General features: G+C 55.0%; 21 protein-coding genes and 1 tRNA gene. 6 read left to right on the top strand and 16 right to left on the bottom strand.

Features of this window, described 5'->3' with window-relative positions; translation table 11 throughout:
* Window positions 1–154 precede the first annotated feature (154 nt).
* Both cra and ACP7BE_RS11270 read left to right on the top strand, forming a co-directional pair.
* Window positions 155–1,150 (top strand): catabolite repressor/activator, encoded by a 996-nt coding sequence (cra, locus tag ACP7BE_RS11265; RefSeq protein WP_095001602.1) that lies wholly within the window; start codon window positions 155–157, stop codon window positions 1,148–1,150.
* Between the two features lie 2 nt (window positions 1,151–1,152).
* Window positions 1,153–1,935 carry a TatD family hydrolase gene (locus ACP7BE_RS11270; RefSeq protein ID WP_426105866.1) on the top strand — a complete coding sequence of 261 codons (783 nt, stop codon included), beginning with the start codon at window positions 1,153–1,155 and terminating at the stop codon, window positions 1,933–1,935.
* Window positions 1,936–1,992: 57 nt separating this feature from the next.
* Here the strand turns inward: ACP7BE_RS11270 and ampE are convergent, their stop codons facing one another.
* The 3 genes from ampE to ACP7BE_RS11285 all read right to left on the bottom strand — a co-directional run bounded on the left by ampE (window position 1,993) and on the right by ACP7BE_RS11285 (window position 4,915).
* Window positions 1,993–2,829, bottom strand: coding sequence for a regulatory signaling modulator protein AmpE (ampE, locus tag ACP7BE_RS11275; RefSeq protein ID WP_095001604.1), 837 nt, complete (start codon window positions 2,827–2,829; stop codon window positions 1,993–1,995).
* Window positions 2,826–3,389: a 1,6-anhydro-N-acetylmuramyl-L-alanine amidase AmpD gene (ampD, locus tag ACP7BE_RS11280; RefSeq protein ID WP_095001605.1), complete on the bottom strand. Its 564-nt coding sequence runs from the start codon at window positions 3,387–3,389 to the stop codon at window positions 2,826–2,828. Before ampD ends, ampE begins: the two co-directional genes overlap by 4 nt.
* 83 nt (window positions 3,390–3,472) lie before the next feature.
* Window positions 3,473–4,915, bottom strand: a complete 1,443-nt coding sequence (locus ACP7BE_RS11285; RefSeq protein ID WP_370824315.1) for a DUF1631 family protein — start codon at window positions 4,913–4,915, stop codon at window positions 3,473–3,475.
* Between the two features lie 402 nt (window positions 4,916–5,317).
* On the opposite strand from ACP7BE_RS11285, the gene nadC reads away from it, so the two are divergent.
* Window positions 5,318–6,166: a carboxylating nicotinate-nucleotide diphosphorylase gene (nadC, locus tag ACP7BE_RS11290; RefSeq protein ID WP_095001607.1), complete on the top strand. Its 849-nt coding sequence runs from the start codon at window positions 5,318–5,320 to the stop codon at window positions 6,164–6,166.
* Between the two features lie 122 nt (window positions 6,167–6,288).
* Here nadC and ACP7BE_RS11295 read toward each other — a convergent pair whose 3' ends face one another.
* The 4 genes from ACP7BE_RS11295 to ACP7BE_RS11310 form a co-directional block, all read right to left on the bottom strand.
* Window positions 6,289–6,780, bottom strand: coding sequence for a methylated-DNA--[protein]-cysteine S-methyltransferase (locus tag ACP7BE_RS11295; protein ID WP_426105870.1), 492 nt, complete (start codon window positions 6,778–6,780; stop codon window positions 6,289–6,291).
* 2 nt (window positions 6,781–6,782) lie between these two features.
* Window positions 6,783–8,273, bottom strand: a complete 1,491-nt coding sequence (locus ACP7BE_RS11300) for an AlkA N-terminal domain-containing protein (RefSeq protein WP_426105872.1) — start codon at window positions 8,271–8,273, stop codon at window positions 6,783–6,785.
* A 714-nt stretch (window positions 8,274–8,987) separates the two neighbouring features.
* Window positions 8,988–9,563 carry a reactive chlorine resistance membrane protein RclC gene (gene rclC, locus ACP7BE_RS11305; RefSeq protein WP_017735115.1) on the bottom strand — a complete coding sequence of 192 codons (576 nt, stop codon included), beginning with the start codon at window positions 9,561–9,563 and terminating at the stop codon, window positions 8,988–8,990.
* Window positions 9,564–9,740: 177 nt separating this feature from the next.
* Window positions 9,741–10,082, bottom strand: coding sequence for a carboxymuconolactone decarboxylase family protein (locus tag ACP7BE_RS11310; protein ID WP_016779377.1), 342 nt, complete (start codon window positions 10,080–10,082; stop codon window positions 9,741–9,743).
* Window positions 10,083–10,192: 110 nt separating this feature from the next.
* Between ACP7BE_RS11310 and ACP7BE_RS11315 the strand changes: the two genes are divergently transcribed.
* Window positions 10,193–11,104, top strand: a complete 912-nt coding sequence (locus ACP7BE_RS11315; protein WP_017735116.1) for an AraC family transcriptional regulator — start codon at window positions 10,193–10,195, stop codon at window positions 11,102–11,104.
* Between the two features lie 496 nt (window positions 11,105–11,600).
* On the opposite strand, the gene ACP7BE_RS11320 is transcribed toward ACP7BE_RS11315, so the two are convergent.
* On the bottom strand, window positions 11,601–14,000 hold the full coding sequence (locus ACP7BE_RS11320) for a membrane-bound PQQ-dependent dehydrogenase, glucose/quinate/shikimate family (protein ID WP_088500413.1): 2,400 nt from the start codon (window positions 13,998–14,000) through the stop codon (window positions 11,601–11,603).
* A 671-nt stretch (window positions 14,001–14,671) separates the two neighbouring features.
* Here ACP7BE_RS11320 and ACP7BE_RS11325 point away from each other — a divergent pair.
* Window positions 14,672–15,964, top strand: coding sequence for a carbohydrate porin (locus ACP7BE_RS11325; RefSeq protein WP_133144165.1), 1,293 nt, complete (start codon window positions 14,672–14,674; stop codon window positions 15,962–15,964).
* A 375-nt stretch (window positions 15,965–16,339) separates the two neighbouring features.
* Here the strand turns inward: ACP7BE_RS11325 and ACP7BE_RS11330 are convergent, their stop codons facing one another.
* Window positions 16,340–16,771 carry a hypothetical protein gene (locus tag ACP7BE_RS11330; protein ID WP_133144166.1) on the bottom strand — a complete coding sequence of 144 codons (432 nt, stop codon included), beginning with the start codon at window positions 16,769–16,771 and terminating at the stop codon, window positions 16,340–16,342.
* Between the two features lie 293 nt (window positions 16,772–17,064).
* Entirely contained in the window at window positions 17,065–17,883 is an 819-nt protein-coding gene (locus ACP7BE_RS11335; protein WP_133144167.1) for a hypothetical protein, read from the bottom strand.
* A 2,053-nt stretch (window positions 17,884–19,936) separates the two neighbouring features.
* Here ACP7BE_RS11335 and ACP7BE_RS11340 point away from each other — a divergent pair.
* On the top strand, window positions 19,937–20,860 hold the full coding sequence (locus ACP7BE_RS11340) for a phage integrase N-terminal domain-containing protein (protein ID WP_426105876.1): 924 nt from the start codon (window positions 19,937–19,939) through the stop codon (window positions 20,858–20,860).
* 224 nt (window positions 20,861–21,084) lie between these two features.
* On the opposite strand, the gene trfA is transcribed toward ACP7BE_RS11340, so the two are convergent.
* From trfA to ACP7BE_RS11370, 6 genes are all read right to left on the bottom strand, one after another.
* Window positions 21,085–21,972, bottom strand: a complete 888-nt coding sequence (gene trfA, locus ACP7BE_RS11345; protein WP_426105878.1) for a plasmid replication initiator TrfA — start codon at window positions 21,970–21,972, stop codon at window positions 21,085–21,087.
* Complete coding sequence (locus tag ACP7BE_RS11350) at window positions 21,972–22,175, bottom strand: helix-turn-helix transcriptional regulator (RefSeq protein WP_047292068.1); 204 nt, start codon at window positions 22,173–22,175, stop codon at window positions 21,972–21,974. Before ACP7BE_RS11350 ends, trfA begins: the two co-directional genes overlap by 1 nt.
* Window positions 22,176–22,293: 118 nt before the next feature.
* On the bottom strand, window positions 22,294–23,043 hold the full coding sequence (locus ACP7BE_RS11355) for a hypothetical protein (RefSeq protein WP_133144168.1): 750 nt from the start codon (window positions 23,041–23,043) through the stop codon (window positions 22,294–22,296).
* On the bottom strand, window positions 23,040–24,257 hold the full coding sequence (locus tag ACP7BE_RS11360; protein WP_047292065.1) for a tyrosine-type recombinase/integrase: 1,218 nt from the start codon (window positions 24,255–24,257) through the stop codon (window positions 23,040–23,042). Before ACP7BE_RS11360 ends, ACP7BE_RS11355 begins: the two co-directional genes overlap by 4 nt.
* A 164-nt stretch (window positions 24,258–24,421) precedes the next feature.
* Window positions 24,422–24,497 (bottom strand) — tRNA-Thr (locus ACP7BE_RS11365).
* A gap of 157 nt (window positions 24,498–24,654) precedes the next feature.
* A complete protein-coding gene (locus tag ACP7BE_RS11370) occupies window positions 24,655–25,062 on the bottom strand; it encodes a pilin (RefSeq protein WP_095001615.1) in 408 nt (135 codons plus the stop codon).
* Between the last annotated feature and the right edge of the window lie 66 nt (window positions 25,063–25,128).

Below are 25,128 nucleotides of genomic sequence, written 5' to 3' on the forward strand. Positions count from 1 at the left end.
CGCTTGAAGTCCAACTTGTCGTATTGCCTGGCGGCAGCGGGTAGATGTCGCAAATAAATACAGCGCACCCATGACAGACGATGGTCGGCTGCCTTTATCGGTTAGGATTGTTCACAATGTCGACATGTACTACAAAAAATAAGGAATTTTCGGCGTGAAACTCAGTGATATCGCTCAATTGGCAGGTGTTTCCGTAACGACTGCCAGCTATGTCATCAATGGAAAAGCCGAACAGCAGCGCATCAGCAGCAGCACGGTCGAGCGCGTACGTGCGGTGGTCGAGGAGCACGGCTTTACTCCCAACCCGCAGGCAGCCGGGCTGCGCAGCCGACACACGCGCACCTTGGGGTTCATCCTGCCGGACCTCGAAAACCCGAGTTATGCGCGCCTGGCCAAGCAGCTCGAACAAGGCGCCCGTGCCCGCGGCTATCAGTTGCTGATCGCCAGCTCCGACGATGCACCGGACAGTGAGCGCCAATTGCTCAAGCTGTTTCGTGCCCGTCGCTGCGATGCCCTGTTCGTAGCCAGCTGCTTGCCCGCAGAAGATGACAGCTACCGCCAGTTGCAGGACCTGGGCATGCCCATCATCGCCATCGACCGGACCCTGGAGCCGGAGCGCTTCTGCTCGGTAATCAGTGATGATTGCGAAGCCAGCCTGCAATTGACCCGCAGTCTGTTGCAGCCTTTGCCGCGCCAGATTGTGTTGATCGGTGCGCGCCCCGAACTGAGCGTCAGCCAGGCCCGTGAAGCGGGTTTCAAGCAAGCGGTCGAAGGGTTCAAGGGCGAGGTCCTGATCGAACACGGCAGTGCGTTCAGCCGTGAATGTGGACGGCGGATCATTGATGATTTGCTGGCACGCCAGGGCCACTTCCCCGAAGCGCTGATCACCACTTCATATGTGCTCTTGCAAGGGATGTTCGACGCGTTGCTGGAGCACCCGACCCAGCGCCCGCCATTGCGCCTTGCCACGTTTGGTGACACCCAGTTGCTGGACTTCCTGCCGCTGCCAGTCAATGCTATGGGCCAACAACACAAGCTGATTGCCGAAACAGCCCTGAACCTGGCCCTGGCGGCGATTGAAGAGCAAAACTACGTACCCGGCATCCATGCCATTGCCCGTAACTTCAAACAGCGCATCCACCAGGCCTGAGTATGCAACTGATCGACACCCACACTCACCTCGACTTCCCTGAGTTCGACGCCGACCGCCCACAGGTACTGGCGGGCAGTCGGGCACTGGGGGTTGAAAGCATGGTGGTTCTGGGGGTTTATCAGAGTAATTGGCAGAGCGTATGGGACTTGATCCAAACCGACAGCCAACTGTATGCCGCGTTTGGCCTGCACCCGGTGTACATCAATGAGCATCGCCCCGAGCATATGATTGAACTGGGGCAATGGCTGAGCCGCCTGGCAGGGCATCCTCAGGTGTGTGCTGTGGGCGAGATCGGCCTGGACTACTTTCTGCCCGAGCTGGACCGCCAGATCCAGCAACAGTTGTTTGAAGCCCAATTGCAATTGGCCGACGACTTTAATCTGCCCGCCCTGCTTCATGTTCGGCGCAGCCATGCGCAGGTAATCGCCACCCTCAAGCGTTTCAAGCTTCAGCGTGGCGGGATTGTTCATGCCTTTTCAGGCAGTCGCGAAGAAGCCCGTGAATATATAAAACTGGGATTCAAGCTGGGCCTGGGGGGGGCTGCCACCTGGCCACAAGCCTTGCGCTTGCGCAAAGTGCTACCTGATCTGCCGCTGGACGCCATCGTGCTGGAAACCGATGCCCCCGGCATGGCCCCGGCCATGTACCCCAACCAGCGCAACAGCCCGCAGTACCTGCCGGATATTTGCCGGGCGCTGGCCGAGATAATGGGCATCAGCCCCGAGCAATTGGCAAAGGTGACAACAGCCAATGCCTGCGAAGTCTTTGGCTGGAAGCGCTGACTTATACCCCTGTAGCAGCTGCCGAAGGAGCGAGGCTGCTACAGATCTTGTGTAATCTCAGAGCAACAACGCCCACACCGCGAAGCACGCATACCACAACACCGCCGCCCGCAGCAGCAAGGCCCACAGGGTGTCGAGGCTGCTCACGCCCTCAGGCCCGGCCTGTGGCGCAGGGATTTCAGCAGCTGCGCAGCCGGCTTTGTTGATCAGCTGCGCAGCACTGATGTCCCAGCTCAGCAACTCATGCAACATCACCCGGCTAACCGCTGCAAAATTACCCACCAGGGCAAAACTCGCGGCCAGCAACCGCACCGGCAACCAGTCAAAAGCATGGCGCAATTGCCCGGCACGCTCCACCAGCGCCGGGTTTTGGCTGTGCTCCTGCGCCAGGGCCAGCAGGCGATAGCTCAGGATCACCACCGGCCCCAGCAGGAAGTACCAGAAAATAACCGCAAAGAAGCTCTGGTAGGCCTGCCATAACAAATGCCCCTGCACCCTCTCCAGCAATTGCTCACCGCTGTCCGCATTTATGCTCAGGTCACGCTCGGCAACATGGGCGGCGGCCTGCAAATCACCACGACGCCAGGCATCACGAAACGGCCCGAGCCCCCCCAGCAAGTCTCCACGCCCAAGGCTGTAGATCACCACCAGTAAATGTATCGGCAGTGCCAACAGGCCATAAGCCACCGGATGCAGTACCACCAGCAGCAAGCCCAGCACCGCCGCAGGCAAGGCAATCAGGATAAACAACACCCACCATGGCTTGTTGCCAAGCCTTGGGCTGGTTTCAAGTTTGTGCAACTCGCGCAACCAGCCGCCATCACGCTGCAGACGCTGACGCAGCCCCGAGAATTTCTCGACCACAATCGCCAGCAGTAACACCACAAAACTCATTGTTTATCTCCTGTGTGCTGCAACGCGCTGCGAAAACGCGTCCAGTCAAAAGCCGGTCCCGGGTCCGTCTTGCGTCCCGGCGCCACGTCGCTATGGCCGCAAATCCTGTGCCGGGTAATGGCAGGAAACTGCATCTGCAACTGTCGGGTCAAGGTTGTCAGAGCCTGATACTGGGCATCCGTAAAAGGCAGCTCATCGGTGCCCTCAAGTTCAATGCCCAGAGAAAAATCATTGCAGGTCTCACGTCCTTCGAAGCTCGAAACGCCAGCATGCCATGCGCGATCAAAACAGGAGACAAACTGGGTAACAGTGCCGTCACGCTCGATCAGAAAATGTGCGCTCACGCGCAGGGCACTTATACCTTCAAAGTAAGGATGTTCTGTGACGTCCAGTCGATTCTGGAAGAATTCCTGGACCTTACCGGTGGCGAACTGCCCCGGCGGCAAGCTGATGTTATGAATGATCAGCAGGGAGATTTCATCACCCGGGCGCGCATTGAAGTTGGGTGACGGGCAATGGCGCACGCCTTGAAACCAGCCGCTCGCGGGGTCCATCTGCATACAGGCTCCTTTAACAGGCAAAACCAAAGGCCCAGTATGCCGCGATGCGCGCATCGATGGGGAGCAATCTGCGCTATACGCGATTACTCGCCGCCAGCCTGACGCAAACTGTCTATCACCGACTCCAGAGCCCGATCAATCAACAGGCGGTCATCGACCAGCAGGATACTGCCATTGCGCAGGTGCACGATTAAATCGTTGCGGCTTTTTTCCAGCACCTTGGCCCCGATACGGTTTACAAAGATATGCGTACCGTCCGGCTCAAGAATCGTAATCAGCTTGCAACGCAGGCGGGTGGTCTCATCTTCTTGCAGTTCGATCCAGGCCCCAACCCGCAACTGACTGACCAACAACAACCCCAACTGAGCTTGCTCATCGAGAACCGGTGAAGGCCATGAGCGCACCGGGTTGCGCTGCACCGCAGGGCGGCAGCGCACCTGTTCGGCATCACGGGTGCGCTGCTCAAGCAGCTCGGTGCGGCTGCGCTCGCCGCGGGTAAACATCGAAAAATCATGCAGCAACGACTCAAGCAGCGCCGGATTATTGCCCGCGTACCGGGCCAATTGCAGCACCACGTGCTCGACCTTGCGGTACAGCGGATCGTTGCAACTATTGGCACCGGCGTCCCAGCCAATGGCTGCATCGGCCATGACATTGAGCAGACGCCGGGCCGGATGGCTGTCACAGCTGAAGAAGTTCTGATCACGCCGGGCGATCTGGAGCATGGGTTCACGCAACAAGCCCAGCAGTTTTTTCAAAGGCTGCGAAAGGTTGCGATCATCGCTGATGTAGTCGAACAAAAGCCCGATCAGGTTACTCGCATCCTCACCCGCCCCTGGCAACTCCTGGGCATGGATATCGGCTTTGGCGGCGCAGCACGACTCCCTGTCCGACAGATCTGGCAGCACTCCGGTGGCAATCAACAGCTGGTTGGCGTCGGCGTACAGCTGCCCGGTCTGACTGAGCAGGTACTTGTCGAACAGGCGCAGCATGATCAGCTTGACCTTGATGTCCATGCCCTGGTCACGTTCGGCCTGCAAAAAATATTCGCACAGCATCGCCGGCCCCAGCGGGTTGTTCTGTTCATCCAGTGGCATGCAGCTCAGGGTGTTGAGGCGTGTGCTCAACTGGCACAAAGCCAGCTGGTTGCGGCTCAGGACCTTCGTCACCATTGCATTGGTTACTTGAGCGCGCTCAATGTTATCGGCCATCAGCGAGAACACCGCATGCCCTGCGGGAACGACCTGCAGGGCTGGCTCACTGACATCAGGCAGGGTCAGACGGATAAAGGCATCGAACAGACGCTCAAGAAAACCGCGTTCAATGCTTTTTCGTTTGAGCCGCACATCGCGCATGGCCTCAAAGAACAGGCTCTGATCGGTATCGCTCTGCGCCTTGTCGGCCATTTCAAACAGGGTCTGGTCGGCATTTTCGAACAGCACCTGCAGTTCGTTGCGCAACTGCTGCGCAGCCTTGTCATGCACCTGCAGCAGGATCACAGGCAGGCGGGTAAGCGGCGAGTGCATCGCCAACTCCTTAGTGGTCCTGCTCCCAGGCCCCACTTTCCCGTCATTTTGCATCCTGGCCTCCCGGAAGGATTTCTTCGTTTGCCAGTGAACGCGCGTGGTCAGAGCCATTTTTGCCGCTCACTAACAGAAACCGGCGAGTGCATTGGGCACTGGCCGGTGAATCGGAATTTAGGGCAATGGCAGCACGTCAAAGCTATGGCGCCAATAGCAAGGCGGATTATCTTGTAAAAGATGGCGCTTGTACCAGCGGACTCTTCATTTGAGTGATTGCAGGTGCAAATTAATGTTCAAAGTGCCGAAAACAGCACATTGCAGGTATTTGCATGTGACTCTTCGCACACCTTGGGTTCACCGGTGGCATGCCCCTATAATCGGCGCACTTTGTTTGTGGAGCTCGTTATGCCGAATTTACGCCTGGCCGACCTCACTGCCGAAATAGAAGCCAACGTGCGCCGTGCGTTAGCCGAAGATATTGGCAGCGGCGATATCACTGCACGGCTGATCCCGGCCGAGCGCCTGGCCAAAGCCACGATCATTACCCGTGAAGCAGCAGTGATCAGCGGCACAGCCTGGGTCGACACTGTGTTCCGCCAGCTTGACCCTCGGGTTGCCGTGCATTGGCAGGTGGCCGATGGCGATCGCGTGAGCCCCGACCAGGTACTGTTTCATCTTGAAGGCCCGGCCCGCTCGCTGCTCAGCGGTGAACGTAGCGCGCTGAACTTTCTGCAAATGCTGTCGGGCGTCGCCACCCATGCCCAGCACCTCGCTGATCAGGTGGCCGATACGCGGGTCAAGCTGCTGGACACACGCAAGACCCTGCCGGGTTTGCGTATGGCGCAGAAGTACGCAGTAACCTGTGGTGGCTGCCACAATCACCGTATTGGTCTGTACGACGCCTTTTTGATCAAGGAAAACCATATCGCTGCCTGCGGCGGTATCGCGCAAGCCATCAGTGCCGCGCACAAGATTGCCCCTGGCAAGCCGGTTGAAATCGAAGTGGAAAGCCTGCAAGAACTGAATGAAGCGCTGGCGGCAGGTGCGGATATCATCATGCTCGACGAACTGAGCATGGATGACATGCGCGAAGCGGTACGCCTGAACGCGGGCAAGGCCATGCTGGAAGCCAGCGGCGGTATCAACGAGTCGACCTTGCGTCCGATCGCCGAAACCGGCGTGGACTACATCTCGATTGGCGCCATGACCAAGGATGTGAAGGCGGTGGATCTGTCGATGCGGTTGAGCCTGTAAGCCCTGCACACCTTTGCTGTGGGAGCGGGCTGGCTCGCGATGGCATCACTGGGGTTCGCCTGATACACCGCGGTGCCCGCATCGCGAGCAAACCCGCTCCCACAAAAAGCACAGGTTTTGCATCAGCCGTGCCGGCGGCACTTGATCTCATGCTCTAGCAGCCATTGCTTGGCTGCCAGACCTCCGGCAAAACCGGTCAAGGTGCCATTGCTGCCAATCACCCGATGGCACGGGATGATGATCGGGATCGGATTGCGCCCGTTCGCCGCTCCCACTGCCCGGGACGCCTTGGGCCGATGGATCTGCTGTGAAATCTGGCCGTAACTGGTGGTTACCGCAAAGGGAATGGTGATCAGGGCCTGCCATACCGACTGCTGAAAGTCGGTGCCTAGCGGCTTGAGAAACAGGTCGAACGTCTGACGCTCACCCGCAAAATACTCCTCCAGTTGACGGCGAACTTCGGCAAGCTTTGGTGGCAAATGCACCCACCCGTCCTGTGGTACATGGGGCCGGCGATCCAGCTCGAAACGCACTTCGCGCAACCCTTCATCATCAGCGACCAGAAACAGTGGCCCAATCGGTGATGGCATTTGTTCGTAGTAAATCTGCGTCATGTTCACACCTTGCGCGCTGTAATCGAATCGGTAGCTGCGCGCCATAAATACATCACGGAATAGGCCCGCCACGGGCGCCAGCTTTCAGCCAGTGCCTGCAGCGCTTTGGTACTTAACGGCTCACCCTGGGGGTTGGCTTCACGGCGCAGAATCAGATCGGCGGCCGGAAATGCATCTGGGTGTTTGAGCACGCGCATGGCGATGTAATGCGCGGTCCATTCGCCAATGCCGGGCAGTTGCACCCAGCGCTCGATAAAACGTTCCAGGGGTTGCTCCACGGCAAAGTCGACTCGGCCTTCTGCAAGTGCGCGGGCTATGCCCTGGATCGTATTGATGCGCGCCTGGGTTATGCCCATTTGCCCAAGATCGGCTTGCGCCAGCTGCTCAGGGCCGGGAAACAGCCGATCCAGCCCCGAGCCCTTGTCGGCTTCAATGGCAACGCCATGGCGCTGCACGATTCGACTGGCCAGGGTGCGCGCTGCAGCCACACTGACTTGCTGCCCGAGCACGGCCCGCACCGCCACTTCAAAACCGTCCCAGCCCCCCGGCAATCGCAGCCCCGGATAACGCCCGATCACAGGCGCCAGCAGCGGGCTGGCACTCAAGGTACGGGCGATGGCCAGCGGGTCGGCATCCAGATCGAACATGCGCCGAATCCGCGTGACCACCGCCAACATCTGCCCCGGTGGCACATTGCGCAGCTCCAGCTGCAATGCATGCTGCTCACCCGGCCAGGCGCTGACCCTCAGCCAGCCGGGAGCTTCAGGGCTGCCAAACACCCGCTGATAACTGTGGCCATCGACCTGTTCAATACCGGGCAAGGCCCGGGTCTGCAGAAAGCCCAGCAAGGCTGCAAAGTCGTAAGGCGGGCGATAGCCCAGGCGCAACACCAGCGCCTTGTCTGCCCGTGCCTTCGGGCTGCGCCTGAAGGCACGGGGCTCGGCATGATTGGCTTCGGCAAAAGCCGCATTGAAACGACGCAGACTACCAAAGCCGGAAGCCATTGCCACTTCAGTGATCGACAGGTCGGTTTCGGTCAATAGTTGCTTGGCAAACAGCAGGCGCCGGGTGGAATGCACGGCCATCGGCGGTGCCCCGAGATAGTGAACAAACAGACGACGCAATTGCCGCGCACCGATGTCCATGCGCTCAGCCAACTCTTCCAGCGAGTGCTCTGCCAGGTAACCCTCATTAATCAGCGTCAAGGCGCGCGACACCAGATGCTCGCCCTGCAACCAAAGCTGATTACCCGGTGCCAGCTCGGGCCGACAACGCAAACAGGGGCGAAAGCCTTGGGCCTGAGCCGCTGCCGCGCTGGGGTAATAAACCACGTTTTCGGCTTTTGGCGCACGGGCCGGACATACGGGGCGGCAGTAGATCCGGGTGCTGAGTACGGCAGTGAAAAACACCCCGTCAAACCGCGCATCACGGCTCAAGCGAGCGATTTCGCAGGCAGCGGTACTGGGCGTTGACAGGCGGTTATCTGTATTCATGGTCCGCAGAATAGCACCGCGTTTTGGCCGATTCTCGCCATTTTCGGACGTCAAAGTGCCTGGTGCTGCCCCTGAACGAAAAAGCCACCCGGCATTGACCGGATGGCTTTTTAAGTGGTGCCGGAGACAGGAATCGAACTAATTTAACCAAGCCCAGTAAAGCTTAAATACTTGTAGCTACAAAAACGAAATAGGTACTCATTAAGGGACTCAGCAAAAACCAAGGTCTACCGCCAGCTCTTAACTGGTGAGGCACATATGCTTTGTCCAGCTGCTGCACTTGTGCTGCTGCTCCATCATCACGGTCAGGCTGCGCATGTGTTCGTCATCCTAGCGATTCCGTATCTTATCGGCATGCCACGGATCGACCTTGGCGCTTGCTTCGCTCCAAGCGGTTGTTTGTTAGTCGTTACGACTGGCAGCAATCGGCCAGAAGCGGACGCTCATGACCGACCGCTTCCGGCCGATTCTGTTGAAAAAGTCGGCTTCGGTTTCCACGGCAGAAAAGTACGCGTCGGAGATTGAAATCCGTGTTTTACGCAAAAGGTGCAGGGCTCAGATTTGACGTAGCAGCGTGCCAAAAGGGCGATTTTAGCGCTCAATGCATGGGTAACCAGGCCGGGTCGACTTTTTCAACAGAATCGGCCACAAGCAGCCTCTCGGAGGTATCTACGAAGCTTGAGGCGATTCAGATTTCAAGGCTTTAAAAGAAAACTAGGGGCGCCGCTCTTGCAATAACTGACGGGCGGAATCAGCCATCACCGGAAGAGCGCCGGCCAGCATCAAGAGATCTTTGAGCACTAGGCGTCCTGCACCAGACAGAAATGGAAAGCCATGTTCATCATCACCAAGATCCGGTACCCAGGCTTCAGGTGTGGTGAGCAGGAAGGTTAAGGTCACCAGCGGTGTACCGAAGGCCAGCGCCCCACCAAGCAGACCGGCGCGTCGCGAGATCGGGTTGGAAAGCACCAGCAGACCGATCAGAATTTCTACTAAGCCCAGGCCGTTGGAAAAGATGTATGTGTTATTTGCGGCCTGCCAAACGCGCTTTTCCGCATTCAATTCACCCTCGTGAGTCAGGTGTGCCTTGTAATCCTCGGGATGTTCATAAAAAAAAGACATAAACGGGCTATTGGCGACAAATGGGGTAATGCTATCGGCTTCGTAAGGCGCGAATTTGAGCGCCCCGATCCACAAGAAAACTACGGCGATCGCCAGTCTCATGAGGTGTGTGCCAAGGGTGTCGAGTTTGCTGATGAATTGCAGCCATGTAGTGAATGAAGCGAGCATCAGACTTATCCGAATATTTGGAATGTGAAACCAGTCTGAGGCTTAGCCGCGAGACGCTTTTGTGCGTCATGCTCAAGTTATTGTTCGATCGTCTCAACAAGTGGCTGACGTCTGGATGTATCAGGTAAGCCCCGGCACGTTTAAGTGTGCGGGGCCGGTGGAGTTATGGCGAAAGAGCTATTTTTTCAAGGTGTCGTACGCCTCAAGAGCGCGCAGTGAATAAATATAAGCGGCGCCTGCGTTCAACGAGATCGCAGTGGCCAAGGTCGCAGCCACTTCCTCGCGGCTCGCACCAGCCTTAATGGCCGCATCAGTGTGAGCTGCAATACAGCCGTCGCAGCGTGTAGTGATGGCGACTGCAATGGAGATCAATTCGCGGGTCTTGGTGTCGAGCACATCGTTTTCGGCAGAGGCTTCTCCGAGGGCCATGTAGGCTTTGACCATTTTTGGATTACTTTTGCCCAGCGCGCCGAAAGCTTTCTGGATGGAGGGTAATAATTCGGACCAGTTAATGAACATTGCGGTAACTCCTGAGGGGGGTTGGGTGTAATGTTTAACCTTGTTTAGTGTATGCCCTAGTCCTATTTTGATTAGTTCGATACGCTCTGTTTTTTCTGCGATGCGCTCAAATGAATTCGATCGACAAGCTCATCAGCCTCGCCAATGTTCGTGGCAGTCTGGATTTACGTTGCCAATTTCAGGGTGACTGGTCCCTGGAGCATGAGCAGGAAGCGCTGGGCAAAGCGCCATACCACGTGGTGCTGTCGGGTGAGTGTCGGGTGGAGCTTCCAAGCGGGCAGCGTCTTTCTATGCGCGCCGGCGACGTTCTGCTCCTGCCGGGTGGTGCGCCGCATGTGCTGCATAGTCCGGGCAAAACTGTTGCGCCAACATTGGTATCGGCAAAGCGTATCGACGCTGGCATATTGCCCATACATCGCATTGGCGGCGTGAGTGCGGATCTGGACATGCTATGCGGCTGCTTTCACTTCAACCGAACTTCGTTGCTATTTGCTTCATTACCTGACTACCTGTTGATACCCAGCGGCACGCTCCCAGCGGATGGACCATTACAGTCTCTGGTCGATTTATTACGCGGGGAAGCAGACGGCGATCAGATCGGAGCAAAATTTTTGCTCGATGCTCTTTCTCAGGCGTTATTCACCCTGATCCTTCGCGCCCATCTATCTAGCCATGGCCAAGACATCGGCACGCTCGCCTTGCTCAGCGATAAACGTCTGGGCCCCGTATGGCAGGCGATGTTGGCTGATCCTGCGCACGAGTGGACCATCCAAAATCTAGCAGATATCGCGTGCATGTCCCGAGCATCTTTCATGCGGGCGTTCGTTCGTGTGGCTGGTGTGTCGCCATGGGTATTGCTTACGCAAGTCCGTATGGAATTGGCGTTCAGCCTGCTGAGTCATTCACATCTGGGATTAAAAGATATTGCCTTGCAGGTTGGTTACCAATCGCAGGCGGCGTTCAGCAAAAAATTTAAGGAGGTTTATGGGGCGCCTCCAGGGAGAATGCGCCGCAGAATTTAGAGCTGTCACTTAGGTAGGGGTGACCAGAGATGGCCGTTTTCTGCCTGTTGTGATCGGCGGAGAGCGGCCAAAAGCGGACGATTGGGTATGCCTACAATCAAGGGGCGATTCATTCGGATTGAATCGCCCCTGGTTTCATAGAAACATTTGAGCGACTGCTTATGGCCCAGAGTGTGTAAAAACGAGTCGCCAAATTCGAAGTGCGCGCTTCTGCGTTAAATCTGAAATTCATCAGCACATCAGCAGATGTGGATTTGGGGTAGAAGCGCGGTTTCCAGTCTGGTTTTGAGTAACTTTCGCACCGAAAAACGTTTTTACACAGCCTGGGCCGAAAGCAGACTACCGGACCTATGAGATCAGTCGAAGTCCTCTTCTCGTAACAAGCACAAAATTTAATGCGTTATTTAGGCCGAAGCCGAACAACAACTGGTATAGAACAAAAAAGCCCACCTGTTGGAGAGCAGGCGGGCCATTTGAGTTAACGTCAATTAAGAGGTTATTTCTGGATGATGCTGTCCGGCAATGCATAGGCAATGATGTAGTCACCGACATCAGGCGAGTGGCTCATGCCACCTGCGGAGATGACTACGTACTGCTTCCCGGTATTGGGTGATTTGTAGATCAGCGGGGCTGCAACCGCGCCAACCGGCAGGCGGGCTTTCCAGACTTCTTTACCGGTGGCCGAATCCAGCGCTCGCAGGTAGTAGTCCTGGGTGCCGGCGAAGAACACCAGGCCAGATGCCGTTGAGGTCGGGCCACCCAGTGTTGGCATGCCCAGCGGGATTGGCATGTGCGTTTTGATCCCCAGAGGGCCAGTGTCCTGGACGGTGCCCAACGGAACCTGCCAGACCAGTTTCTGGGTGTTGAGGTCAATGGCGCTCATGCTGCCGAAGGGAGGTGTGTTGCACGGTACGCCCAGTGGCGACTGCAGAATGTCGATTTTCACCCCGCCATAGATACCGGCGACTTGTGGGCGAATGGTTCCCATGAAACCCGGGACTTCATCGGTCGACACGTTGAACTTCTTGGTGTCTTCCTTTTTGACTAGTGACATCCGCAGCGGCATGCGCATGTCATTGACGAACATCATGCCGGTGTTTTCGTCGATGGAGATACCACCCCAGTTCATACCGCCCAGCAAGCCAGGCCATTCGATGTACGGTTTTTCACTTGGCGGTGTAAACGGACCCAGGTAGACGGAGTCTTTGAACATGATCCGGCAATACAGTTGGTCGAAAGTTGTCACGCCCCACATCGACTTCTCGGTCAGCGGGTCGACACCAATGGTCGGCATCCCGACCGAGAACGGCTGGGTAGGCGACAGGTGCTCGCCTTCTGCTGCTGGAGAGGTAGGAACCGCACGCTCTTCAACTTCTGTAACCGGCTTGCCGGTACGGCGATCCAGCACAAAAATGTTGCCTGTCTTGCTGGTCTGGATCAAGACCGGAGTCTTCTCACCCTGGGCGTTTTTGATGTCATAGAGCACAGGCTGCGAAGGCAGGTCATAGTCCCAGACGTCGTGGTGAACGATCTGATAAACCCATTTGGCTTTACCGGTTGATGCATCGACTGCAACAACGGCCGTACCAAACTTCTCTTTAACCTGGTTGCGATCACCACCCCAGTAGTCGGGCGGGCCATTGCCCGTAGGCAGGTAGACCAGATTCAACTCTTTATCGTAGGTCGGAATTGTCCAGACGTTAGGCGTCTCCAGAGCGAACTGATGATCGTCTGCCACTGCGTTCTTGCCCTCGGGTGCACCTACATCCCAGGCCCACACCAACGCACCTGTCAGAACGTCGAATGCGCGTACGGCACCGGAAGGTTCGCCCGCCACAATGTCCCGTACCCAGCCGCCGACCACGGTGAGGTGGCCCATGACAACCGGCAGCGAGGTGGGGTGATAGCGCTTGCTGTTTTCAGTCGGGCCCATGCCTTTCTTGAGATCGACATAACCGTTGTCGCCAAAGCTCGGGCACAGGGTGCCGGTATGCGCATCAACCGCAAACAAACGGGCATCCACAGACGACACCAGTATACGCTGGCGGCACTGCTGCTCATTGCCATATGACGCCTTGACTTCAGCGCTTAGGCTGTCGTCTTTATCGATGTCGTAATAACCCACGCCGCGGCAAGTCACGTGCTCTTCGCTTTTGGCTTTGGGATCGAATTTCCAGAGCGGGGTCCCGGTATCACCGTCCAGGGCGGTAATCAGGTTTTCCGGTGTGCACGAGTACAGAACATTGCCGATCTGCAACGGTGTATTTTCATCTACACCCGCGCCGGCACCTGTGGTGCGACGACCTGTTCTGTAGGTCCAGGCAACCTGCAGGTCCTTGACGTTGTCCGAGGTGATTTGCGTGTAAGGAGCAAACCGTGTTCCCGAGGCATTACGCCCAAAGAACTCCCAGTTTTCAGGGACGTTGGAGGGCTCTTCTGCCTTGGGTGCGTCAGTGGCGGCGACCGGGTTCGAGATCCCGCCGTGCGGGTAGAACGCAGCAATAAATGTCGCGACCAGTGCCAGGAATACGGCAAACCCGAACCGGTTAGCGGCGCGCCGGGTGCTCAAGGACGTGTCCGGCAATGCGGCGCCGACCCACAGGCTGAGTGTCAGGATGATGGCAGGAATGACCAAGCGTGGAAGCAGTTCCCAATAGCTGAACTGACCCACTTCATAAAAGGCCCAGGCACAGGTCGCAAGGAATATGGCAACAGAGAGAGTAATACCCGAACGCTTGCGAAACAGAAATAGTGCCGCCAGTACGAGATAAGTCAAGCCTGCGATCAAGTAATAACTTGACCCGTCCAGCGCCACTAGTTTGACCCCGCCATAAATCAAAGCTAGTGCCACGGCAAATACAAATAGGGAAAAGAGTACCCTCGCGATAGTGCTCATTGAGCGTCTTGAAGTTTGAGATGGTTGGTCATTCGTCATTTAGTGAATGCTCTATGGGGGAATACAAAACTGCCCGCACGCTGTGCGAACAGCTGGGTCAAATGTTCAGTTCAACCCGAACAGGACTGGGCATGGCAGGTGTTGGAATCAGAACTACCGCCCTGCCGACAGCAAGCGAGCACCGGCAATCAGTGCAGCAGGTTGCTGCAGTCGCAATGAATATGCCTGCGAGTGACCTCAAAAGCAATAAGCGCTGAACACTAACGATCGCCGTTTCTGCAAGCGAAAGGCCGGATATCGCCACCGCGATTATTACTGTCTCCCCAATAATGTTTCTTAGTTCCCTGGATTTATCTGAAAAAAATATCGACATAAACTTAGCCTTACGGCTCACACGGGATGACATTCACCAGCCCTGCCACTTTCAGGGCCTGTTAGTCATGTGAAGCGAACATCCGAACGGTTTCGAGCACCCGCACCCCCGTCATATACCCGCTCATGGACACCCTCTTGCACAGCCAAGGAGGGATCAACTCGGCCCGGGTTCAGGTTATGACACCGCAGTTCTCAAGACGGTATCAGGCCAGAAAAGCTAAAGCGGGCCAGTTTCCTGCCGTGCCAGCGTGTCGTTGAGCGATACACCAAAATTTTTTGCAACGGAGCACACCCCAATGTTTTTTTCTTTCCGCGCGCTGCTGACCACCAGCCTGTGCAGCGGTTTGTCGCTGTGTATCTTGAGCCCGACCTCAGCACTGGCTGACACTTCCGACCTGATGAGTCGTTCGACACTAACCGGCGATTGGGGGGGGGAGCGCCAAAAACTGGTGGACAAGGGCATCACACTGACCGGTGACTACAGCTCTGAAACGATTTCCAACTTGCATGGCGGGATCAAGCGAGGTACGCGCTATGCGCAACAAATACGCGTGGGCGCCAAGTTTGATCTGAGTAAACTGCTGGACACCCCGGACGCCGGATTTGTGCAAATTCTGGTTAACGACCGTCGCGGCCACAGCGCCACGGAAGACTTGCTCGGCAACCGCCTTTCTGCGCAAGAAAACTACGGTGGCGAATACACGCGACTGACCGAGTTCAGTTACCAGCGCAATCTGTTTTCTCGGGACGTGTCTGCCAAAATCGGTTACATGGTGATGGGCACCGATTTTGGTGGCATGCCGATCCTGACCAACTTTGTGAGCGCCGGCTTTTGTGCACACCCATTGACCATGTCCAGCGGCAGCGGGTGGGGCAACTACCCGACGGCCCACTGGGGTGGAGAGTTGCGTTACGACGTCAACGACTCACTGACGCTGCAAACCGCGGTATTCCAGGTCAACCCAGAGCACAACAGCCTTCCCTCTGAAGCGTTTTCCATGCCCAGCCACGACTCCACCGGGGCCATTCTGCCTCTGGAAGCCATCTTCAATAATAACGCCTTTCTCAATGGCCAATACAAAGTCGGTTGGTACTACGACAGCTCTAACTCGCAAAAAATTGGCAGCACAGAAAAAAGCAGCAATCGCACCGGGGCTTACGTGTTGATGGACCAGGCAATCTGGAGGGATGAGCAAGACCCTGAAAGGGTGCTACGCCTCTTCGGCCAGGCAGCCACCAGCAACGCAGCCACCTCACCAATGCGTCGCTGGTACTCGGTCGGCCTGGTTAAGCAAAAGCCTTTTGCCAGCCGCCCGCATGACAGCATTGCTTTGGGTTATGGCCGGGCCGTGCTCAACTCCCGTACGCGTGATGTACAAGAAGCGGCGGCGACCAGCTTCGGCGAATACGAGATGATTGCCAACCTCGACAATGGCGAGCAGATGATTGAGCTTAACTATGGCGCGCAGGTCACCCCTTGGCTGCTGCTGCGTCCTGACCTGCAGTACTACATTGAGCCTGGAGCGTTCTCCGGCAAAAAAAGAGGCAACGCTTTGGCCGTGGGCTTACAGATCAAAGCGACGTTTTAAACAAATGGAGTTTGAATCGCCCCGGCTTTCCTAGATAACTTTGAGCGGCTGCTTTTGGCCGGTTAGCGACGGCTTGACTTCGACCGTCGCTATGCATAATCAAACCTCAGTCTCTTCCGCCATCTCCAGGGCGTCATCAACCTCAATCCCCAGATATCGAACAGTGCTCTCCAGCTTCGTATGGCCGAGCAGCAACTGAACCGCCCGTAGGTTCTTCGTTCTGCGATAGATTAGTGATGCCTTCGTACGGCTCATACAATCTAAATCAGCAGCCCTACTCGTCCTGATTGCTTTGATTCTATAAATAGCAGTTTACTTTTACACATTAGCTTTAAATCAGACGAAAAAACCTCTAGGAAAAACAAATCCATTTCGCTATTTGTTCCCCTTGTATTCTAACAACCACTTCCTAATATCGTTAATTTGCGCCTCAAGCATAGCCTGCTTGGCTTCCAACAAATACAGACTGTATCGCCCAGCAATATCTATTTCGTAGATAGCTGGCACATTGCATTCCTCTACAGGCTTGAGCGAAATCTCAGTAGCAGTAACCGTTTCCACGACATATAACGAGCGTAACTTTTCCGAACCATCAGTGGCACCAAAAGCGACATACAAACCTTGCTGAAGTCCAACAACATTTATTTTTAATCCTTCTTTATCCTTTGGCAGGAATGCTGCAATCTTTACTCTTGCATTTGGTCTATGAACAAGAGCACTCCAACCTCTTTTATAATACTGTCTATCCATACTTGAAAAATGAGGATTTTCAATACAACCGGCATAATCGATAGGTAGTAAAAGCATTATAAACCTCACAGTTATTTGTAAAAATAACCCTATCAACTTTCCTTCTTGCCCTCCACCGAACTTGATGCAGTTTCGTGTGCTCGGCGGCACACCCACGAGTTCGCGTCAGATTGCCGCAGTTCGACCAGCATCTAGTACCAACCGGCACTGGCAGAGATAGGTCAATGGGCATGGGCAGCGGATGGGGCAAAGTAGTTGAATTGCCCCCAATCTACCTGCGTACCTTGGGTTAATCTGACGTCGGCGAGCTCCCGCAAGCATTCACCGACGCCGGTCACCTAGAAGTGTTACTACGGGTTTCCAGCTATCTTCCGGGCGTAATAACGATCACTGAGATCCTTCTTCGGATCAGCCTTGACCCAGCTCACTGGTTTACTACAGCCCATGCAGATCAGTACATTTTTGTCCGCGCTAAGGGTATACAGGGCAGCGCTAGAACCAGCTCCGACCTTCAAGCCAGTATCCGTCACCTCAAATTCTGGAGCCTCATACCCCAGTCGATCCATATTCTCAAATTTGAACGACCAGACTCTAATCTGTTTTGCACGCCAGATGCCCATTATGGTTAAAGGATCATACTTCGTAGTGCGCTGATAAACCCAATCACCTTCATATGGTGTCAGCTTCGGGGCCTCTGAATCCCGGCGTATCTTATCCAGGGTTTTCTTCTGCATTTTTTCCAACTCGACATTCAGAGTTTCCTCTTTTCTACGGGCTTGCTCCTCAAGCATCTGACCCACGTCATACGGCCCTTTGGGGTCATACTGCCAAACATGCTCATCCGCACTCATGCCTAGAACCTTGCAATTAAGGCAGTCAAGATTTCGCTCATCGACATTACGCTTCATAACCAGACGAGTCGTGCCACTCACAGCATCAAGAAGTAGCTTTTCATCTTTAACCGACACTTTCATTTTACCGAGCGGTTTGATGCCGTCCTTCCCAAAGTCCCCGAAGACTTCTGCTTCAGAGCCATGAATATTGAGAACCATGGTTCCGTTCATGCTTGAGTCTTTGAATCGGTATGCACCAGTGAAATCTTCACCGCCGCAGCCAGAGAGAAGAGTTCCAGCAACAGCGGCTGTGGCGAATTTAATTAGCGTACGCATGACGTCCTTCCGTTGGTTTTATATCGTCTTTTAGCAACAGTGATTTGCACCTATAAATTGACATCAAGCTGCCCCCACTCACTAAGCTGAGGCGACTCCATTGCGGTTGAGCTCCCCGATGAAAATTCCGGCGCGATATTCATCCATCCACAGTAATAAGGGCATCCAGTACAGGCGCAGGACGTTACCTTCTCTAGAGATGAGTACAGGCCGCGTCACGGAGGACGACCACTTCATACCAGGACACAGACAGCTAACGACCATCAGTTCATCAAGATCAGCCCGCATCATCGGTCACTCTCCCGCCGCTCTAGCCATATCGCCAGCAACCACAGGCCAGCTCCGATAAAGGCCAACACCAAGATCGCCCACAACGGCACCAGACGATAGGAGCCCAACCATAAGCCCGCGCCTACGCAGGCAACACCCACAAAAACTCGCCCCATACAGGTCACCTCCACTCGTAATGAGTCGCCACGCTACCCCGTGGTCCCTATGTGTCATCGAGAAGCAGGGAAAAATCGTCGGCTCCCGCACTGGGATCTGAAAGCGCCGCAGCGGGGTTGAAGGGAATAACCACGGCACCCTGATGGTGAAGCAGTGAAGGCCGCTTACTTCTCAGTGGTTTTTGCGGGTTTCCCAATGGCTGGGGGAATTTTCGCCAGGATGCTGCGGCGGATTCACGATGCACTCCCAGCGTCAGGGAAGTGTGAATGCAGTATTTCTCAGTGCATTTCTGCAGCCGCGCAGAAGCAGTACGATGCTACCGAGCGGTTTGCCGTTAGGTTTCTGAGGTTTCTGAGGTTTCTGGATATGGTGGGCCGTGCCGGCGAGCCCCAACTATCTGACGTCAACGCCGACACCAGGGCGGTCGCTGCCGCCCCTCCTGCCCTGAAACTATTCGCCCTTCAACTCTGAAGGCTCTGAACTTTTACTCTCCGCCTGAGTGCGCGTCGTGTGAGTTGTAGAACACTACACCAAACATATTCACATGCTCTCCTGCATCGATTGATGACTAGTCCGCGTGCACCCAAATCGCTGAGGAAGCCTATCTAGAACCCGATGCCTTTGGCGGGGAGAAAACCCTGCTTATGGTGTCCCATCATTGTTGATCTGACCAGCCGAGATAACGAGCGTCCGGTCTGCCTCTACTGAGCCCCTATGTGCTCATCACCATCATCGCGCGTCGTGTGGGTTCACCCACTCTCTTTTCTGAGCTGAAAGCCAGAAAAGAGAGTGGGGTGTAGCAACTGCACCGAGTTCGGTTGCACTGGGCTTGATGGTCTGCGAGAAATGATCACAGCAGGTGAAGAAAATTTTCGCGCACGACTGATGAGCCCTGCAAAGGGCGAAACTCGCGACAACGAGTCTCGTGCTACAGGTTGTTTGATTCTCTGGAACAACCGCCTTCGCTCTCACCGCGTCATCGCAGTGAGAGCCGGGGTCGATGTGGGTTGAGGCTGTCATCAGCCTGACCTGCAACTACAGACCAAAGGCGTCCGTACCAACGCCCTTGGCGTCGTAGTTTGGACGGGTGCCAATCTACGAAGGAGGTGGTTCTCAACGCTTGGCTTGGGATCTCGGTTCGAGCTTGATGCAGTAATGATGATCCATTGAGAGCGCCTGGCGCTTCCCGCCCAAGGTGTGGTCTGCCAGTGGGGGCAGACAGTGAACGTGGGTGCAATCCGTACTTGCTTCACTGGCACACATCACGTCACGACCAGGGCGGTTGGAGTCCTGGAGCGCACGTTACGTAAATAGCAGTAACCGCATCCAGGTGCGAAGTTAGGGTGCTGGCAATCCCCATCGCGCTTTTCATCGTTGCACGTTTTGAGCATTGCTCACGGCTCGATGATGACGCAACAGGGTTCGTCACACCGCAGACCGTATCAACGATGCAAAACCAGCCCAGCAGGCTGGCCGGAACCCAAAATGGGTTGTCCGCCCTCCGGGGTGCCTTTGTGTGCGGGAAACCGTGCTACTGGCAGCAAGTTCGCTTTCACGTATCCCCCTGCGCGCAACTACATATTCATTGGAAACACCAGGAGCAGTTATGGCCGGATGGAAATCCTCACTGGCATCCGTGCTCAAAGAGCACAACAGCATCAAGGCCTCGGATGGGACAGTTGCCAGTCATGAGACGCAGCACAAGCGCTCGACCGTGCTTTATCAGGTATTCACCGATCTGAGAGAAATGGGCTACAAGCTCGACAGTGTCAGTCAGCTCAAAGGCCGTCATGTGGAGGCGCTGACCCGACACTGGCTGAGCAGGGAACTTTCCTCCTCAACCCTGCAAAACCGCCTCTCCACCCTAAGAACATTCACCTCCTGGATTGGTAAAGAAGGCATGGTGGAGAGCACCGAGCGTTATTTTCCGAACCATGAGGCAGCCAGAACTTCGATCAATACTCAGGACAAGAGTTGGGAGGCAAACGGAGTGAGTGCGACGCAAAAACTGGATGACCTACGCGCCCTGGATGAACGTGTAGCACTTCAGGTGGAGCTTCAGCTCCGGTTTGGTCTCAGGGTAAAGGAATCAATCATGCTGCGCCCTCACCTGGCGGACAAGGGCAGCTACTTGGCTGTCAGCATCGGCACGAAAGGCGGTCGGGACCGCACAGTACCCATCGATACTCCTGAGCGCAGAGAGCTGATTGATAGAGCTAAGGCTTATGCAGATCGCCGTACCGCGAGCACTTCCGATCCAAGCAAGTCGTTGAAACAAGCGCTGGGCCACTACAGCCGTATTGTCGCCAAAGCTGGGCTGACCAAGGCTCAGCTTGGCGTTACCTCACATGGCCTGCGTCACGCCTTCGCCAATGAGCGTTATACCCACTACTCAGGTAGCAGCTCACCGATTGAAGGAGGAAACCTCAGATCCCATAACTGGGAGTTGGATCGTTTTGCACGCATGGCGGTTGTCGAAGAATTGGGACACTCTCGTGAGGACGTGTCCACGTATTATCTCGGACGTTAGAAATAGCGCTTCAGGGACTGAAGATTAAGAATGATTAAAAACTGATTAGTGCCTTCTGCAAAAATCTGTACAACGCCTATTCCTACTGGGCTCCGGACCGATCTCAGCACCGTGATACAGGAGTGCTGGAACGGTAACCATAGGGGGGCAAGAACTGTATTGTCGGAGTGCTGGAACGGTAGTCGCGGGTGCTAGAACGGTATCGAACGGGCGCTGGAACGGCATCAGCACTTATTGGCCAGGTGTCGACGCTGCGAAGAGCTCGGAGTAGTTTTGACTCGCACCAAGGCACCCTCAATTGCATAGCTGAAGGGCTGACCTGCGGCGTTGCTTGCTCGTGCCAAGGAATCGAGAGCTTTGACCAGATCCGTCTTGAAGTCATCTAGAGATTTGGCTCTACTCCCACATAGTCGGTGCAGAGTTTCGATTTTTAATCGAAATGGATTAGCATGGGATGCATAGAAACCATGCAACCACTTCGCAATTGGTTTTCCACGCAGTTCCTGACGAATAGACCAATCCACATCAGTGAAGTGGTCAGCCTCAAATAATTTAAGGAGCTTTGGATTCAAGCGAATCACATAACTTTTAACACGAGCTCCGTGGTCGCGATATATCTCATTAATCAGGCTTCCCTCATACGAGTAGTCACCGACTCTTAGCTGTAGCGCGGTCGCGGTCAGTCGGCTAAGTTGCCCACCAAGGATTTCACGGTTTTTCCCCGAATCAGTTTTACCGAGCGCTTTCAGTAGCTGATAGGCTGTTATCCTACACTCTGCGCCGAGTTCCTGAAGCCGCGCCATGTGCAGAATGGCCTCCCATGCATCCAAATCAAGCTGATCGAGCAGAACCCCTGTGTATAGGATACTGATTCCACCTAGCGCATGGATTTCACTTTGCTCCACGTATGGGCGCGGCCCTTTGCCCACAGCACTAAATAGCGCTGAACGAAGAACAAAGTTCGGCACACGCCGAACTGAGTCTGACCAGTTCGGCAATAGGCTACGAACATGTTCACCCTCAACGTCTTGGGGTTTTATACGAGAGCGCCTGTGATTCTCATCTAGCAGGGCATAAATACGGCGAGGGATTGGCATATTGGTAGCCATCATTAACGAATGGATGCACTGATTTTTTCAGCAACCCAGGCATTAACTTGCTCAGAAGGCCATGCTACAGAATTCGCCCCGAGCGAAATCCCAGCGGGAAACTCGCCCGCCCGAATCAGCCGATAAATTTGAGATTTGCTCAGCCCCACTTGGGCACAGACACCAGGAAGGCGAAGCAGTAAAGGTGAGGCGAATTGAGTAGCCATCTGGACGGGTCTCCTAAGAACCGGATTGGATGGCTAGGGATTTAATGGCACCTCAAGTGGGGAGTCATGAGGATCCCCAAATTCTCATAGGGATCCCCAAAATTTTCGCTTTAAAAATTCATGCACTTCTATTGGGTTTGGACTGTGCACGCATGTATTTTCTCAATGTTTGATGATCTGTGGGTATATCAACTTCTGCATCCTCAGCGAAAGATATCAAAGCAGAGTACATATCGAAGTTTTTGCGTGGAGGATTGTTGAGCCTAGAGGCATGAATCTTAATTTTCTCTGCGCGCTTCCTGCCGAAGGAATCAGTTGGCGGTTCACGATGAGCCTTATCAACTTCCTTAATGAGATCAACCAAGCCATTCATGATTTTACTAATGGTTCCCAGCTCTTGCCCCTTAAATTCACTCCACCTTTTATCCTTCTCTGCACCTTCACCCGCATTAGTACTTAATATGAAATCCGGGGGCTCAATCCCTGCATCAAGAACCCACTTACCGAGTGCCGCCCTCGATAAGTATACGATGCCTGCTGGAATATCTTTAGCGCCACTATCGCTCACACAGTAGCAACGAACCAGACCATCATCAACCTCTGGCAGCGGACTGAATAAATTATTGAAGTAGTCAATCAATCCATTAAAAAACAGCTTATAACTCTTTGTTGATAATTGCGAGCCACCGACTCTTCCAACCCAAAATATGTGATGAGGAACTACCATTTCCTCCCGCTTTACATGGTATTCGGAGTATAAATCTAAAATCAGCTCATGAAGAGCATATGAAGCCTCTTGAGGACTAGCTTTATAGTGGCGAGCGTACTCCGGCACCAAATCAGATAGGCGTATCACATCATCGCTCACACGATCTCCTCCATGCTTGTAATGGAGGACTCGGAATTACTGTGCGGCAATATATCCAGATGGTCGGCGTACCACTGAAGCATTTCGCGGCGCCCCTCTAGGTACTGTGCGTGGTTGTAAGTGCCGCGAATGCTATTTTTGTCTACATGCGCAAGCTGGGTTTCGACCCACTCACTTCGATATCCCTGCTCATGTAGTGTGGTGGACATCGTGTGACGGAATCCATGGCCAGTAGCACGCCCATCATATCCAGAACGCTTCAGCAGTTGGTTGATCGCAGCTTCACTCATAGGCTTGGCCGGATCGTTACGGCCAGGGAATGCGAGCGTGTAACCACCAGTAATGCTTTCCAACTCACGCAGTGCAGCTACTGCCTGTTTACAGAGCGGTATCAGATGGGCGCGGCGCATCTTCATACGCACAGCTGGAATCAGCCACAGCGCCTTGTCGAGATCAAACTCCGACCAAGGTGCGCCTCTGAGCTCAGCCGTGCGCACTCCAGTGAGAATTAGCAGGCGGGTTGCGATCTTAACTACGTCATGACCAGAGCAACCTTGAAAACTGCGTATGAGCGCCGGGATTTCTGAAATAGGCAAGAAGGGATAGTGTCGAGATATAGGGGTTTGAAGAGCCCCTCCGATGTCTGCGATTGGGTTGTAGTCCGCGCGACCAGTGGCAATCGCGAAGCGGTAGACCTCCTGGCAGCGCTGCCGGACCTTGCGCAGCTTCTCCAAAGCACCTCGCGACTCTATGCGGCGAAAAACCTGTAGCCACTGCATGGGCTTGATTTCGGCTAAGGGGAAACTTCCCACATGGGGGAAAATATCTAACTCAAAAGCTTCTATAACGTCATCAGCATAACCTGCTGACCAGCGTGGCGACTTATGTTGATGCCACTCCAGCGCAAGGCTCTTGAACGTATTGGCGCGAGAGATTGCGGCTTGGGCTCGCGTAGCCTTACGCTCGACCCCAGGATGCCGCCCTTGTGCCACAAGCTGGCGAGCGTCAGAAGCAAGCTGCCGCGCCTGTGCGAGGGTTACCTTATCGATAGTGCCAAGAGAAATGTGCGACTGCTTGCCATCGAGACGGAATCGCAAACGCCAAGACTTACCGCCCACCGTGCGAATCCATAGGAAGAGACCACCGCCGTCGGCAAGGCCATAGTCCCTCTCGCGCGTCGCAGCATTCTTTACCTGCAAAGCCGTCAAAGACATCCTGAGTACCCATAGATTATTGAACCACTTAAGGTACTCGCAAGGGCACTAATAAGACAAGCGCTCGGACTGGACTGGATGGCACCAGCCTGAACAGAAAACCCGCATTAAGCGGGCTTCTTGGAGCTACATGATACTGCCTGGCACTGCCTGAACCTATTAAATGGTGCCGGAGACAGGAATCGAACCTGCGACCTTCGCGTTACGAGTGCGCTGCTCTACCGACTGAGCTACACCGGCGGTATCAGTAAAACTAGCAGCGCTGGCAAAAACCGGCAATTGCCGCATGTGTGCCGCTGCAGGAGCGGGCCTGCTGACCAAGGTTGTTAGTAAATCGCGATATTCTTGAGCCCTTGGCGCCCAGGCTTCACACACTCGGCATTACGACCATCACGGGTTATTTGCACGCACCGCTGGCCAGGCAGGTGCCATTTTGCGTCCAGTTCAGGGTGCCCCCCGAATTGCTCGGGGTCGGCACCAATACGCTGACCCAGCCGCCTGCTGCCTGGGTCCCCGCCATGGTAATCACACCATCGACTACCGTCATGCCCGCTGCCAGGTTTTCCGTCGCTTCGGCCGGCCCCGGGATGCCGTTGGTGCCCGCATCACAGGCCATCAGATCATTGGTCTGGCTGTAGCACAGGGCGACGGCAGTCTTGTAGGTATTGCTGATGGTGTTCACCTCGGCAAAACGGGTCTTCATCACGTGCTCGTGGTAAGCCGGAAATGCGAACGAAGCAATCAGACCGATAATTGCAACCACAATCATCAGTTCGATCAGGGTGAAGCCTTGTTGTTGTTTCACATGAAGTCTCCAGAAAAGGGGCACCCACAGGTGCCAGGCAGTGCTGTGCAGGCAAAAAAGTGCGCA

This window comes from Pseudomonas sp. TWR1-1-3 (genome assembly GCF_049896805.1).
Lineage (GTDB): Bacteria > Pseudomonadota > Gammaproteobacteria > Pseudomonadales > Pseudomonadaceae > Aquipseudomonas > Aquipseudomonas bubulae.